Below are 15,498 nucleotides of genomic sequence, written 5' to 3'. Positions count from 1 at the left end.
GCGATAATCGTGATTTCATCTGTTTTTCACAGGTAAACTGCTGTAAAATAACAGAGTATGGCACCGGAATGAATCCGGCGCGAAAAGTATCAGGTATTTCTGAAAGGTGGGTTTATTTATGAGCGATTGGGTTAAAGATTTCGGCAGAACAGCTAAGGGACAGCAGACGACGCTGTACACCATACACGCCGGGAGATACACGGCGTCAATATCGGATTACGGCGCTGCTCTTGTATCTTTTGCTGTAAAAGATGATGATGGGACTCCTGTAGATATCGTCCTCGGATATGACCATGCTTCTGATTATGAGAAGAGCGATGCCTGCTTCGGTGCAACCGTCGGGAGGAATGCCAACCGGATCGGTGGCGCACAGTTTGTACTGAACGGTACGACATACCACCTGGCAAAAAACGACGGTGAGAACAACCTGCACAGCGGTCCCGATTTCTACTATAAAAGAATGTGGAAGACGCAGGGCATCGCTGCGGACGGTGCTTCAATTTCTCTGACACTTGACACTCCTGATGGCGATCAGGGATATCCGGGCGCCTTTTCCGCAACCGTGACCTATCAGCTTGACAAGGATGGCTGTCTCTCTATCCATTATGAAGGGATTTCTGATCAGGACACCCTCTGCAACATGACAAATCATTCTTATTTTAATCTGAACGGCGAGGGAAACGGAGACATTCTGGATCACAATCTGAAGCTGTTCTCAGACAAAATCACGGAGATCGACGCCGGAACCATTCCGACAGGCAGACTCCTTGATGTAGATGGAACACCCTTTGATTTCCGGAACGGAAAGTCCATCGGTGCCGATATCGAGGCAGATGATGAACAGCTGCGCTTCGGTAACGGTTATGACCACAACTTTGTCTTTGCCATGGACAAGGGCGAGACGCGGAAAATGGCAGAGGTCTTCTCCTCCGTCACCGGCCTTCAGCTGGATGTATACTCCGATCTTCCCGGCATGCAGCTCTACACGGCAAATTATGTCACGCGCCACACAGCAAAGTCCGGACATATCTACGACCGAAGATGCGGATTTGCGCTCGAAACACAGTATTTTCCGAACAGCATCAACATCGACGGCTTCGCAAGTCCCATTCTCCCGGCCGGTCAGAAGTATGAGTCCACAACTACCTATAAACTTAGCTTCCGGAAATAATTTTTTCTTCGGACTGCCCAACGGGAGATAGGATACGTTTTCCGGTGTTATCCCGCTGCCCCATCCGCTATCAAAACGAGATAAAACACGCTGCGCGAGTTTTATCTCGCTATCGCGACGCTCGCCGCACACGAATACTTCGCATTCGGCTGCGGCTCACTGTTCGCGTAAAAGAGGACCGCCGCACTAACGCAATATGCTTAGTGCGGCGGTCCTCTTTTTACTCCTCTTTTTAAATCTCTTTTTAAATCTCTTTTTCAACCTTTTCCGAAACCGCTTTCCGGTTCATCTCAGCAAAAAATCCCTGTTCATTCAACATGTCCCAGACATCAATGGAGTGAAAGCACAAGTCATGCCTTTGGAACGGGATTGGTAACGGTGACCATATGATCGTACCATTTTCCCTTTTTGCCAATCAGAGCAACGGGAAATTCTTTGTCAAGTGCCGGAACCGGAATATCAAACCCATACACATCCTCTGTCGTTCCGTCACTGTATGTGACCGTATCTACGGTCGGCTGAAGAAGCTCTGCGCCGTCCTTCTGAGCATCTTCCTTTGTCCCGGCAAACAGGTTCACAATATTTTCGGAGGTCAGGCTTACGTGAATGACCATTTTCCCGTCCTTCACCGTCAAGGTTCCCTTGCCGTCGTTTGCCTCATTCACCTTAAACATCGGACTGTCGGATGTGAATTCGGCCGTGTAGGTTCCGTCAGCCGGCACCTCTGCTCCCGCAGAAGCTGTTGAAGACGTTGAAACACTACCGGCAACGGTCTCCGATGACTGTCCGGCAGCATCGGATGAAGATGTGCTTACGGCCGCGGACGATGCAGTGGAAACGCCGGACGAGGCTGCAGTCTCTTCCGCCCCTGACTGTGACTGAATCTGCGCTGCAGAAGATGTCCCAGAAGCCGAATTTCCCGTTCCCGTCCCGCATCCGGCCAGAAGCGACGCTCCCATAACTGCTGCACATAAGATTGCTGCTGTTCTCTGTTTCATTTTATTTCCCTCCTGTCATAAAAAGAGCCATACACTCCTGTGTCTGAAACCCTATCGTCATGTATTTAAAGACATACATTCATGTATCTGAAGACATACCCTTATGTATCTGAAACCATGTTCCTATGTATCTGAAGCCCTGTACTTCACACATTTTCCACTTTCATATGCCGCATCGAGAATCTCCTGCATTCTCCGGTTTCCCGGACCGATTGTCACACCGGCATCGATGATCCTTGCGCAGTTTCTTACCGCCTCCAGCGCCTCGGCGACAGCGCGGTCCGAAATCTCATGAAAGGGCTTTTCGGTGATTACCTGCGAAGCAAGAAGACGCGCCAACCGGTAGTCGACATCATTCGTGTACAGGATTGCCGCCGCAAAAGGCGTTTTCTCTTTCTGCAGCCTGCGGTACACCGGTATCCCCGTTCCACAGGATGACAGTACCAGTACTTCCGGATTTCCCTCGACCTTCGGAAGCTCGATACTTCCGAACATCGGATCAAAAAAGCCGTTGTCAATTTCATACAGCTCACGGATCGTGTCCTCGTGAAAAATGCTCTCCGGCGTTCCGCTCCGGAAGATCTTATCGCCGTGAACGCAGATTATCCGGTCAGAAATCTTCATCGCCAGATCGATCTCATGCAGCGACATCACAACTGTTATATTCTTCTGCTTCGCCATATCCCGGAGAATCGACAGAAGCTTCAGCTTATGCTTGATATCCAGGAAGCTCGTCGGCTCATCCAGGATGATGATATCCGGTTCCTGGCAGATCGCCCTCGCGAGCAGCACCCGCTGCTTCTGCCCGTCACTGATCGCGTTAAAGTCGCGGTTGCCAATCTCCTGCGCCTGAACCGCCTTCATCGCATCATCTACCTTCCGTTCATCCTCTTCCGTCAGCCGTCCCAACCGCCCCGTATATGGATATCTTCCGGTCGCGACCACATCGTGGCAGGTCATAAGCTCCGGATGCAGACGGTCCGTCAGAACAACAGCCATACGCGAAGACAATTCTCGGAACGAATAATCCGACAAATTCTTCAGATCAAAAACAACCTCTCCCTCCACAAGAGAAAGCTGTCTCGTGATGCTTTTCAATATTGTAGATTTTCCCGCGCCGTTCGGTCCGATCAGTGTAACAATCTCACCGCGCCGGATTCCGATCTCAATATCGCGGATCACCGGCTTCCCGTTATACCCGACCGACAGACCCTCCAGGTGGAGATAATATTTTTCCTCGCTCTGTACCTTCTCCATTTATCTTCTTCCCTTCTGCCGCCGTATCAGCATAAAGATCACGACCGGTGCTCCGAAAATCGAGGTCACCGTGCTGATTTCCAGTTCAGTCGGCGCAAATGCGACCCTTGCGATCAGATCACAGATCATGCAGAAGACGGCGCCTCCAAGGAAAGTGGCCGGGATGACCACGACCGGATTTGCCGTATTCAGCGCACGCTTGATCAGGAAGGGCACCGCGATTCCCACGAAAGAAATCGGACCGGCAAATGCCGTCACCGTTGCAGAGAGGATGCTGGACAGCAGGATGAGGGCCACACGGAACTGCTTTACATTAACTCCCATGCTCTGCGCGTAGGCCTCACCAAGCTGAAAGGCACCGATCGGCTTCGCGAGCAGGAATACCAGGACAGACGCAGCTCCGATGATGATTCCGCCCACCAGGACATTGTCCCAGGTCATACCAGAGAAGCTTCCCTGAGACCAGTTGTGAAGGTTGGCGATATCCGAATCACTGGCAAATGTAACGAGAAGATTCGTCAGCGCAGTACAGATATACCCGATCATGATTCCGGCAACCAGCAACGCCGACATATTCCGCACGCTCCGGGAGACCAGCAGGATAAAGCCGGTTGACACAAGAGACCCCGCGAACGCGGCAAGGATCATGGCCCAGGAGGACACCGCTCCGTGCCTGGCCACCACAAGAATCATGAGAAACGCGACAATCAGTTTTGCGCCGGAAGATATTCCGAGCACAAAAGGACCCGCGATTGGATTCTCAAAAAATGTCTGCAGCAGAAATCCGGACAGAGAGAGCGCTCCTCCGAGAATAGCCGCCATCAGAATCCGCGGCAGACGGATCTTCCAGATGATATTCATATCATCCCTTGAGCCGATTCGGAGAAAAACAGCTCTCAAAATTTTATTAATCGGAATATCGACATTGCCGGTATTGATATTGACCACGGTCACGATCAGAAACGCAGCTGCCAGAACGGCAAAGACCGCTGTGTATCGCATTCTCCTTTTCAGATTCTCAGCGTGATAGCTGCTGATTTCATTGTCACTCATCATTCGCAAGTATGCCTTTCAACTTCAATGATCTTATACATGAAAAGGGACGAATGCCGAAGCATTCGTCCTGAAAAAATAACCTGTATTAATCGGTTCCGCCGGAAATCCGGCAAAACACCCAAGCCATCAGAATCTGCTTTCTTCGGAAGCATATCTACAAAACCTCTCAGCAGTTCTCCTGGCTGACAGCTCAAGCACCGGTTCCTGTCTTCTCATGCTCTAGGACACAATGACATAACGGAATGGTTCGCTGCTCACAGTGACCGGATCGCTCAGGAATTTCACCTGATTCTCTATTCTCATACAGATCTTCTGCACTCCTGCTGCCAGGCAGGCAAAGAAGACCAGATGCACTGAAAGGCCCCCTCTTCAATTATCTGCAACGATTATACGATACCGGCTGAAAAGTGTCAAATATACCGCACTGCGGATATAAGACTTCCTTCAGTCCTTCAATCATCCCTTCTTCTGCGGAAACTGTGTCCCTTATCCTTATACATATTGAAATCCGCCCTGGTGAGCAGCGCGTCAAAGTCCGTAACCTTCCCCCGGCATGCCGCAAACCCAATTGCCATACTGATTCCATTATTTTCTGCATTCTCACGCATATGCCGTATCAGCAGGCTGATATCTCTCTCCTCCAGATCTTCTGTCAGAACGATAAATTCATCCCCGCCCGTGCGAAACACATACTTTTCACCTGCGCATTCCTGAAGAACCCGGGCTGTTTCGCAAATCAGCACATCGCCGGCATGATGTCCCGCCGTATCGTTTGTGTTCTTCAGTCCGTTCAGGTCAACGGAAATCACTCCAAGCAGACCGTCACCCTTCCACTCGCGGATCTGCCGCTCAAGAGCCCTCCGGTTTCCGGCACCTGTCATCTGGTCAATCATGCTTTGTTTCTCCAGCTGATGCACGCTGTTCCTGTTTCGAATCATAATTGCTATGAAATCCGTCAGCGTGGAAAGCAGCACGCTGGTGTTACGGAAGGTGTCCGCCGCCGGATTGATAACCATCGTAAAGCCCTCTGTCTGATTCAAGATCTTCAGCTGCCCGGAGATAAAGCTCCGAACATCATGGATTCGCATGGAAAAATCGGGATTTTCCTTCTGAAAGGCATCCATATCACTGACCATCACCACATGTTCTGTCGCAAACCGCATATATAGCGCCCGCAATTCCGAGAGAGGAATGCTCTGGAGTTCCTCCTTCAGAGAGAAGACACCGGGTGCCGTCCATTCATAGGTGGCACTAACTGTATTGTCATCACGTTCCTCAAAGATCAGGAAGCGCTCCGGTCTCATATTTTCAGAGATACATGCAATCGTCTTCTCAATTCCTGTTCCGGGATCCTCTTCCGCCATACCAAGAGAAATTGCCTCATTTGCCCGCATCTCCTGATAGATCAGCTCGTGATCCCTTGCTATTGCATGCAGATACTTGTTGATATCAAATTCGACCGTCAGCCTCAGCGTCCGGTTCTCCCATGTTGTCAGAGCAGAACGAATCAGTACTTTTGCTCCCCTTCTCCGGTTCAGGTGTGATGCCTCATACGCACAATCCTTCCGCAGCAACAGATTCGGACAGTCGCCGCAGGGAACATCCTGACCTTCCAGCACCTCATAACAGCGGCACCCGTTCAGGCTGCCATCCGGTTTTATTCCAAAATCCCTTCGGGCAGAACGATTCATATATACAAGCTCGTATGTTCTGGGATCACTGACAATGACATGTTCCGTCAGGCTGTCGAACACCTCACGTCTCAGGTCAATGTAATCCCCGACATATGGGCTCTCCCCATGAGCCGCCTTCTCCGTGCTGCTGATCCTCCGGATCAGCAGCATGAACATCTCGTCCAGGCTCGTTACCTCCGACCCGTAGACAATCGCATGCGCCAGAACGGGATCAGCCTGAATTCCGAGCTTTCTCCAAAGCGTCGGAAGCATTCCGGATACCCTGTCAATCTTCTCTTCAACATCTCCGGCATGATCCCTGCGGCAGAAGCACAGAAAACAGCACAGCCCGATCCGCGCGATCGCCCATTCCGGATTCATCAGTTTTTTCAGTGTCGCAGATATTTCGGTCAGAATCACCTTTGCCTTCTCGGTGCTTTCCCGCATCGCCTCGGCATATGCGGCAACATCAATTAAAAGTCCTGTATAATCGATTTTTTTCAGCCGATACTGATCCGCATATATCAATCCGGCTTCTATCGCGCCGCGAAAACTCAATAGCTCTGTGTCGCGGTCGACAAATCCCAGGCGCACCTCCTTCTTTCTGTCCTCTGCCCGATCACCGCTGATCATTCCCATCATTCCCACGATTTCCTTTTCATGGTACCAGGGAACACGGGTAATCTCGATTCCGTCGAGTCTGCCTCCGGTCAGTACCAGCTCATTGGCCGATGTCGACCTGACGCCCATCTCCAGAACTTTTTTCTCCTCCAGCTCCGCTGCGGCAGAATCGATATGCCATCCCAGTTCTGATTCTGTCTTGCCAAGATAGTCCTTCTCGTCGGAAAGCCCGATTCTCCTGACAAATTCTCTGCTTGCGCCCAAAAGCTTTCTCTGTCTGTCCATCCAGAAGAATTCATAAGGAGATGCATCGCAGAGTGTCCGGAACAGATCCCCATCCTTCACCTCCTCCGTCGGATCTGTGCCGTATCCCGGCACTCCGAACGACTGACAAAATTCAGGAAGAAGAGCATCCCTATCTCTTTTCCTCTCCCATATATCCTCCCGCTCACAGAGAAGAAGATTTTTTGCATTACTCTTATAGAGCACCAGCGCTTCAAACACCGCCCACCTGTATGTCCCGTCAGCGGTCCGCACACGCAGTATCTCTGCCCTGATCCCCTTATCTGTACTTCCACCTTCCGTCTCAGCATTCTCAGCCTGAACAAAAGCAAGAAAACGATCTCTGTCGTCCGGATAGATCAATTCATCCCTGAAGTACCGGACAAACGCTGTTATCGAAGAAAAGCCATCCCGAGATTTTATCTCCGGATGGCTGGACCGGAGAATTTTCACCTCTTCTGATCCACGATCAATCAGATAAAATCCCTCGTACAGCTGGAAGATGTTCCGCAGCGTATGGTCAAGGGTTTTCGCAAATTGCAGTGAGGCATTATTGCTGATATTGTAGATATGTGCCACCCCGACCCAGCGCCGCGCATCTCCCGCAATCCACCGGACATTTACCTTCATATACTGGCCGTTGTCCGCGTACACCATGCTCTCTTCCGCATGTGACTTCAATGCTCTCTGCAAAAGCTGGACAAACCTGTCTCTCACTGGAGATCCCTCATCGCTGAGGTAGGCATTCGCCTCCTCCATACTCTGCGTACCTGCACTTCTCAGCTCCCTCCGGTACGCATCATTTTCGATCAGAAGAACAATATTTTTCCCATCAAAGCTAAAAAGCGAAGTAGGGGAATCCGAAATTATATTGATGTCTTCTGCGGCGTCGAGAAGATGTGCTTCCTCCGGACTCTCTATCTGCATGCCTCTGCCATGGATATACGTCACGCTATCCTCGTAGCGCATCGGACGTCCGTAATAATATCCCTGAATCCGACCGCAGTTGATTTTTTTGAGAAAGGAAACCTGCTCCTGCGTCTCCACGCCTTCTGCCAGTGTCTCCACCCCGAGCATTTTCGCCATTGTTACAACAGAGGTAATAATCTGCCGGCTTCGATCATCAAAATGACTGAAAAATCCCATGTCAATCTTGATCACATCAAACTGGAAATTATGAAGAGAATTCAGGGACGAGTATTCGCTTCCGAAATCATCCATCCAGATCTGATATCCTGCCTGCTGAAACCTTTGAATCGTCCTGACCATGCTGTGACGGTTGCGGAGCATGATCCGTTCCGTGATCTCAAAGCAGAGGACACTCCTCGGTACATGGTAACGGCTGACCAGCTTCTCAATCGTATCGAGCGGGTTCACCACCTCGAAATCATAGGCGGAAAGGTTCATGGATATCGGAAGCAGTGGAAGTCCGTTCTCCATCCGGTCACGGCTGAGGTAGAGAACATGCTCCAGAATATACCGGTCGAGCCGGTTGATCAGCTGGGCCTCTTCCAGAACAGGGATAAACACGTTCGGGTATATCATCCCAAGCTCCGGGTCTTCCCATCGCGCCAATGCCTCGAATCCGCTCACCCGTCCTGTCATTGTGCGGATCACAGGCTGCAGATATACCTTGATATAATGCCTTTCCAGTGCCTCATTGAAATGGCGGAGAACATAGGTCTTATTCGCAGCACTTTCCCCCATAGAGGGTTCGTAAAACGCCACAATCCGGTTGCCGTCCTCCTTAATGCTGTCACAGGCCATTTTTGCCAGATCAAACGCATTCCGCAGATCCTCCAGAGAGTCGTTCTCTGACGCCCGGTAGACGCCGGCCTTTATCTGAATCCCGTCATCATTGATATAGTGATTCACTTCATCGCAGATCTGTTCAAGCTTTACCTCAAGATTCTTCTCCGACGGCAGCGCAACAAATCGGTCCGCCGCGAGATGGCCGACGAGAGCACCCGGGAAAACTTCCGTGATCGTGTCTCCGATCTTCTTCAGGCACAGATCTCCCTGATGAATACCGTATTGCCGGTTATATTCCTTAAAATTTGTAACATCAAAGCAGACCGGACAGAAGTCTCTTAATCTGTGGATGGCTTTTCTCTCCTTCGCACGTCGTAACGCCTCATTTAAGAAATCATGCATCCCCGGCAATTCGGTTATCCCATCCACTTTTCGGTCATTTGAAATCTGCTCCGATGAGAAGATCTGCAGAACATAGGTTTTTCCGAAAGCAGTATTCCTTAAAGCACCCGTTCCCTCTGCCTCACGGAAGTGTCCTTTCTTCGTCTGATAATGAAAATTCACCGAAAAGTGCTCCGGATGCAAATTGCCATACTCTTGAAGAGGCTTGTAATCTCTCCCATCCATCAGATATTGATAGCAAGGATAATTCTTCAGAAACTCCTCCTCGTCCTCGCACTCGAAGAGAAGCGCCATCTGCCTGCTGGCAAAGACGATGCGCTCCGACCCGTCGGCTGCAATCATGCAGACGCCTCCCTGCAGAAGATTAAAATATTGAGCATACTGTCTTCTCTCATCAAGCATCATCTCAGCCATTTTGTCCTCGCCTTTCATGCTCATACCTGTTACCTTCGAAATCGCATCCTGTCTCTCACGCACGCTTCGCGGCAGGCGGTCTGTCTGCGTTTTCGAAGAGCTTCTTCAGCAGCCCCATGCCCCGCAGGCGGGGCGTCACATGCTGTATAAGCTACGGAATTAGTCCGTGCTCCGCACTCTTGCAATCCTGCAGTACCATTACTGATAATTTCTGTGGATGGTCTCCACCTTAATCATATTTGTTCCGCCTTTTCCTCCGCCGACCGGTCCGCCGGTGAGAACGATGTTGTCTCCCATCTTGAGGTTGAGGATATTGACCGCCTGGCGAATTGCATGATAGAACAGAACATCAATCGACTCAAATTCCTCGCAGAGAATCGGCTCGACGCCCCAGCTCAAAGAGAGCTTGCGGTAAACCTTCTCCGACGTCGTCATACCGATGATTTGTACCGGACAGCGGAATCGGCTGACCATCCGCGCCGTCATTCCCGATTTTGAACTTACCACGATGCATTTCGCGTCTACATCGATTGCCATGGAGCATGTGGAGTGCGAAATCGCGTCCAGAATGTTCTTCTGCACAAATTCCGTGTTCTTGAAACGTTTCCGGTAGTTGATATGCTGCTCCGTAAACTCTGCAACCTGCGCCATTGTCTGAACCGCTTCCACCGGATATTTTCCTGCCGCGGATTCACCTGAGAGCATGATGGCGGACGCACCGTCATATACCGCATTCGCTACATCGGAAATTTCGGCACGGGTCGGGCGGATATTATTGATCATTGATTCCAGCATCTCCGTTGCGATGATGACGCGGCGCCCGAGAAGTCTGCATTCCTGCGCAATCTCCTTCTGAACAGCCGGCACCTCCATATACGGGATCTCCACTCCGAGATCTCCTCTCGCAACCATGATGCCGTCAACCACTTCCGAGATCTCACGGATATTATTCACCCCGGCCCGGTTCTCGATCTTTGCGATAATATCAATATCCTGGCCACCGTTCGCGTTCAGGAAATCCCTCATTTCCTGCGCATCTTCCCTTGTCGATACAAAGGAAGCGGCAATATAATCCACATCATTCTTGATCCCGAACAGAAGATCTTCCCTGTCCTGCTCACTGAGGAAATCATTCTTCATCAGCTTCCCGGGGAAGTTCATGCTCTTTCTGTCCGAGAGAACCCCTCCAGCTTCCACTTTTGTGAAGACCTTCGTTCCCTCTACTCTCTCGACAATGCATACAACGAGTCCATTATTTACAAGGATCTTATCTCCCGGTTTCAGCTCGTCTGCAAACCCCTTGTAGCTGACCGATACAATGGTTTCATCTCCGATCAGATCTTCCGTCGTAAAGATAAATTCCTGTCCCTCCTTGAGGGTGACTTTGTGATCCTTGAATACACCGATCCTGTATTCCGGTCCCTTCGTATCGAGCATAATTGCAATCGGCCGGTGCAGCTTATTGCGAACCTTCTTGATCAGCTTCATCTTCTCCAGGTGCTCTTCATGGGTTCCGTGAGAAAAGTTAAGCCGCGCGACATTCATACCCGCCTTCACCATGCGGCTAAGTATTTCCTCAGAAGCACTTGCAGGTCCGATTGTACAGATAATTTTTGTTTTTCGCATATTTATTCCTTTCACAGATAAGCAAATGACAGGTTTTTTGACCAGTCCACCTATTGTATCCCTGTCCTGAAATGTCAGACCGATGAACCGATGATGTTTGTTCATCCCCAAACACGCACACCCGGCTCAATCAGGCATTCCTATTTTAACATAAACAATCCATCGTTGCTTTATGCACAATATACAAAACTTCCCCCTCGTTCCCTTATGTTAGCGAAAAAAAGCACCCTTGAAAACATCGTTTCCAATGGCGCCCTCGTAATGCATCATCGACAGTTGTCTGAATAATATTACAATAAGTATAATCAGGTGCAATATAAGAAATTATTATATTGCAGTTCTGACTCAGTTTTGTAATTGTATATATTATATAAATATTCTGGTCAATATCTCCGTTTCGATCATATTATACATTATCCTGTATATTATTGCAAGAAAATATGTTTAATTACTAGAAGATATTGTTACTGTTTGTACCGTACTCCGAAAAGTGAAATTTGCAGATGAAGTTTCCGCCATCCGGCAATGCTCGACAGCCACATTTTGAATTTTCTGTTCTGTTAACTGAATGCCAACAAAATTCCCATGGCTTTTCAGATAATTATACAGGAAAGAACCCCGGAAGGTGAGCTATAATTTGCTACTGGACTGGCATGATCGTTGGAAAGGAGAATATGAATAGGGAAGAAGAAAACCGAAATCAAATCATCACGGTACATGAATTCCTGGAGAGTTATCGTCGCTATCTGGATGAGGATCCTGCATTGTCAGGCAAAACACCTGCAACATATTCATACCTCATTGAAAAACATCTCATCCATGATCTTGGAGAATACCAGCTGTCGGAGCTGGATTCTGATATTCTGAACAGCTACCTGAAGCAAAAATTATCAGACGGAAGGCTGGATAATTCCGGAGGCCTTTCTCCCACAACCGTTTCGGAGTTGAGAACGATCCTGAACTCCGCCTTCAAATATGCGAAGTGCAATCATTATTGTGTGCAGGACATGAATGATCTGGTACATATTTCTTTTCATCAGCCGGAAATCAGTATATTCAACCGGGAAGAGACAGGCAGGATGGTTCGATATCTCACACAGAACCTGACACCATATAACAGCGGTGTCCTTCTGGCTCTGGTGAGTGGAATCCGTATCGGGGAACTTTGCGCACTGACATGGGGTGATCTGAATCTCGATGAGGGAGTGCTGCAGATTACAAAATCTCTCGGCAGACTTCCAAATCCGAATGCGGATACAGATGGACACAGAACACATCTCGTGATCGCTCCGCCAAAGACCAGAAACTCCATCCGTTCCATTCCACTGCCGCCGGAAATCCTTGATCTTTTGAGGAAACAGCAGCAGCCGTCAGATGTGTACCTGTTAACGGGCAGGAGAAAATGTATGGAGCCCTCTTCCTGCAGTAAGCGTTTCCGAAATCTGCTGAAGAAGCTTGACATTCCTGCCAGAAATTTTCACACGCTGCGTCACACCTTTGCAACTGCGTGTATCAGAGACGGCGCCGATCCGAAAACGGTAAGCATGATACTTGGACATGCGAGTGTAAATATTACCATGCTGATGTATGTGCATCCGAGCCTTGAGGATAAACGCCGGGTCATGGAACAGGTGTATACACACACTTACATCCCACCATCCTGATGGCCATTATTTGCCCAGAACTGCAATATAATAATTTCTTATATTGCAGTCCGGGGGTGTTTTTATTTTCTATGGCTGTTTTGATATAATCAGTATACTTCAGGATATAGAAATATGCCACTGCTTTTTAGTTTTTCAAAACAATAATTCTGCTGATATTTTATCAACCTCTATGCCAGTCTTCACTCGGAACTCTTTACCGTTTCAATCCGCTTTTATTTCACTTCTTTGCTGCCGGCGATAATCCGGCATGCTCGGGTATTCTCATGATACTAACCCACAACGCGTCCGATTCCGGACGAGAATCGTTTCGCGAGTCACTTCCGGGGCTTCTTCGTGTCGTGAAATGCTCAAAAAGAGGTACGCGGGCTCCGTAGTTTTGTTCCGGAGTTCACTCTGCTCCGGTCAGCACATAATTTTCTGTGTACCTCTCATTTCCATGTTGTACGAATGTTCCGGTATGTCATTTATATGTTCCGACATTTTCTTCTGTATTGCCGCAAATTGCAGCTTTCGGTTTTCCGTCTCTCACTTCCTCCAGGAAGCCGCGTACTTATTCTTTATCGTACCATTCGCATATTTTCCCCATCCGATCGGGAATCGATCCACACAGATGAGATTCCATCCGTCGCTGATCTTCTCCCTCTCCGGATCTGCCTGAATTGTCTCTCCGTGAAGATAGCGGGCAATTCTTTCATCCCCCGGTCTCATAGAAAAAAACCTCCCGAATTTCTCCGGATTCAGCGCCATCGCGAGAGGCTGTGACGGCTCAAATCTTTTTTTCTTCCATTCCCCGAGATAAAGACCGTTTCTCAGAAAATTCAGCCTTCCCGCGCCATCGGGCAGCTCCTGTACATAATATCCTTTCCCCGCACGTCGCTCAATTTTCTCCGTATCCGCCTGTGGGAGAAACTCACTGAGAAGCTCCATCTGCTCCGGATCCGGACGGATGTCGGATGGCATATTTTCTCTTCCTCTGCCTTTTCCCGAGGCTCCGCCTCTGCGCGTCTTCTTCTTCCTTCTGCTAAGCAAATCGCTCTGCGTACGGTCGTCCGTCCGCGCACGGTCTCCTATTCCCAATACTGATAAACCGGCTTCCGTACAGCCTGCCCTTTCACCTGCAGGGAATCCCGTCACGGCATCGGCAAGTCCTCTTGATGCGGACAATGCGGAAGCTGCGATATTGCCTTGTCTCTGACCCGATTCCGCTTCAAGCTCCGGATCCACAGATAAATTTCTTCGCATCAATGCCAGAAAATGTCCCTCACCGTCCATTCTGTGCGGCCAGATTCTCACACATTTCCGGAGCTCCGGATTGCCGTCCGCCCAGTCAGGTCTTCCTTCCGAAAATCCCGCATAGCCCTCCATCTCCTGGAGAGAAAAATCTGGAAATGTACGGATAAACCAGCTGATCATCTGTTCATCCTCTTCCGGTGAAAACGTGCAGGTGGAATACATGAGGTATCCTCCCGGTTTCAGCATTTTTCTGGCATTTTCCAGAATATTCCGCTGCTGAGACGCAAAATACCTCACGCGCTCCGGACTCCAGGTTTCAGCGACATCTGGATCCTTCCGGAACATCCCTTCGCCGGAACAGGGTGCATCCACAAGAATCTTATCAAAATAGCCGGAAAAAACATCGGCAAGCCGGTCAGGCATTTCGTTCGTCACGAACATATTCTCTGTACCAAACAGCTCAAGATTGCGAAGAAGTGCCTTCGCCCTGGAATTGCTGGCATCATTTGCCACAAGAACCCCTGTTCCTCTGAGCCTTGCGGCCAGTTCCGTCGCCTTTCCTCCCGGTGCGGCGCAGAGATCCAGCACCCGGTCTCCGGGTTCTACCGGCAGACGGCTCGCCGGCGTCATTGCACTTGGCTCCTGAAGATAATAGACGCCTGCGGCATAATACGGATGCCGCGCAGGAAAGACATCATTCGGATAGATAAACCCGTCGGATACCCACGGAACTCTTCGTACCGGAAAGGGGGCGGCCTTTTCGAACTCTTCCGGCGTAATCTTCATGGTATTCACACGAAGGCCCCGAAGCCTAGGTCTGTCATAGCTGGCCATGAAATCGTCATATTCATCGCCAAGCATTTTCTTCATTCTCTCCTCAAACTCATATGGAAGCTTCATTTTTCCCTCTCTCTGCGCCCGTCCGCATTTCGACAGAAAGCACCTGACAGTCACTGCCAGGTGCTTTCTGATTTTCTCTGTTTTCTTGTCCGTGTTCTGAGCGATGAAGAATTCTGTTTCTTCCTATTATAATGCAAGCTGTGATTGGTATTACCAATCACTCTTCTTCATCCTGATCCAGAACTTCTCCATATTTCTCCAGAATGATCTTCTGGATCCTGTCCCGTGTCTCGGAATTGATTGGATGAGCGATGTCCCTGTATTCTCCGTCTGTTGTCTTCCTGCTCGGCATTGCGATAAACAATCCCTTTTCGCCTTCGATAATTTTAATATCGTGTACTGCGAATTCATCATCCAGGGTAATGGAAACAACCGCCTTCATCTTCCCTTCTTTTGTTACTTTACGTACTCTGACATCTGTGATCTGCATAAGGCTCCTTCTCCCG

General features: G+C 49.4%; 9 protein-coding genes and 1 riboswitch. Of the genes, 2 read left to right on the top strand and 7 right to left on the bottom strand.

Annotated features, from left to right (window positions below; genetic code table 11):
* Positions 1-118: 118 nt before the first annotated feature.
* Positions 119-1,171 (top strand): aldose epimerase family protein, encoded by a 1,053-nt coding sequence (locus ACTQ3A_RS05600; protein WP_441098898.1) that lies wholly within the window; start codon positions 119-121, stop codon positions 1,169-1,171.
* 350 nt (positions 1,172-1,521) lie between these two features.
* On the opposite strand, the gene ACTQ3A_RS05595 is transcribed toward ACTQ3A_RS05600, so the two are convergent.
* The 5 genes from ACTQ3A_RS05595 to pyk form a co-directional block, all read right to left on the bottom strand.
* Positions 1,522-2,169, bottom strand: a complete 648-nt coding sequence (locus ACTQ3A_RS05595) for a hypothetical protein (protein WP_441098899.1) — start codon at positions 2,167-2,169, stop codon at positions 1,522-1,524.
* A gap of 123 nt (positions 2,170-2,292) precedes the next feature.
* Positions 2,293-3,426 carry an ABC transporter ATP-binding protein gene (locus ACTQ3A_RS05590; RefSeq protein ID WP_441098900.1) on the bottom strand — a complete coding sequence of 378 codons (1,134 nt, stop codon included), beginning with the start codon at positions 3,424-3,426 and terminating at the stop codon, positions 2,293-2,295.
* A complete protein-coding gene (locus ACTQ3A_RS05585; RefSeq protein ID WP_441495261.1) occupies positions 3,427-4,479 on the bottom strand; it encodes a FecCD family ABC transporter permease in 1,053 nt (350 codons plus the stop codon).
* Positions 4,480-4,636: 157 nt separating this feature from the next.
* Positions 4,637-4,822: riboswitch (cobalamin riboswitch) on the bottom strand.
* 112 nt (positions 4,823-4,934) lie between these two features.
* Positions 4,935-9,650: an EAL domain-containing protein gene (locus ACTQ3A_RS05580; RefSeq protein WP_441098902.1), complete on the bottom strand. Its 4,716-nt coding sequence runs from the start codon at positions 9,648-9,650 to the stop codon at positions 4,935-4,937.
* Positions 9,651-9,824: 174 nt separating this feature from the next.
* The gene (gene pyk / locus ACTQ3A_RS05575; RefSeq protein ID WP_441098903.1) at positions 9,825-11,252 is read right to left on the bottom strand and encodes a pyruvate kinase; all 1,428 of its coding nucleotides are present in this window, start codon (positions 11,250-11,252) and stop codon (positions 9,825-9,827) included.
* 674 nt (positions 11,253-11,926) lie between these two features.
* Between pyk and ACTQ3A_RS05570 the strand changes: the two genes are divergently transcribed.
* Positions 11,927-12,916 (top strand): tyrosine-type recombinase/integrase, encoded by a 990-nt coding sequence (locus tag ACTQ3A_RS05570; protein WP_441098904.1) that lies wholly within the window; start codon positions 11,927-11,929, stop codon positions 12,914-12,916.
* A gap of 528 nt (positions 12,917-13,444) precedes the next feature.
* On the opposite strand, the gene ACTQ3A_RS05565 is transcribed toward ACTQ3A_RS05570, so the two are convergent.
* Both ACTQ3A_RS05565 and spoVG read right to left on the bottom strand, forming a co-directional pair.
* Entirely contained in the window at positions 13,445-15,052 is a 1,608-nt protein-coding gene (locus tag ACTQ3A_RS05565) for an RsmF rRNA methyltransferase first C-terminal domain-containing protein (protein ID WP_441098905.1), read from the bottom strand.
* Between the two features lie 157 nt (positions 15,053-15,209).
* Positions 15,210-15,482, bottom strand: coding sequence for a septation regulator SpoVG (gene spoVG / locus ACTQ3A_RS05560; RefSeq protein WP_441098906.1), 273 nt, complete (start codon positions 15,480-15,482; stop codon positions 15,210-15,212).
* Positions 15,483-15,498 lie beyond the last annotated feature (16 nt).

This window comes from Bilifractor sp. LCP21S3_F8 (assembly GCF_052117805.1).
Taxonomy (GTDB): Bacteria; Bacillota; Clostridia; order Lachnospirales; family Lachnospiraceae; genus Bilifractor.
This window is presented reverse-complemented; position numbering and strand designations above follow the sequence as displayed.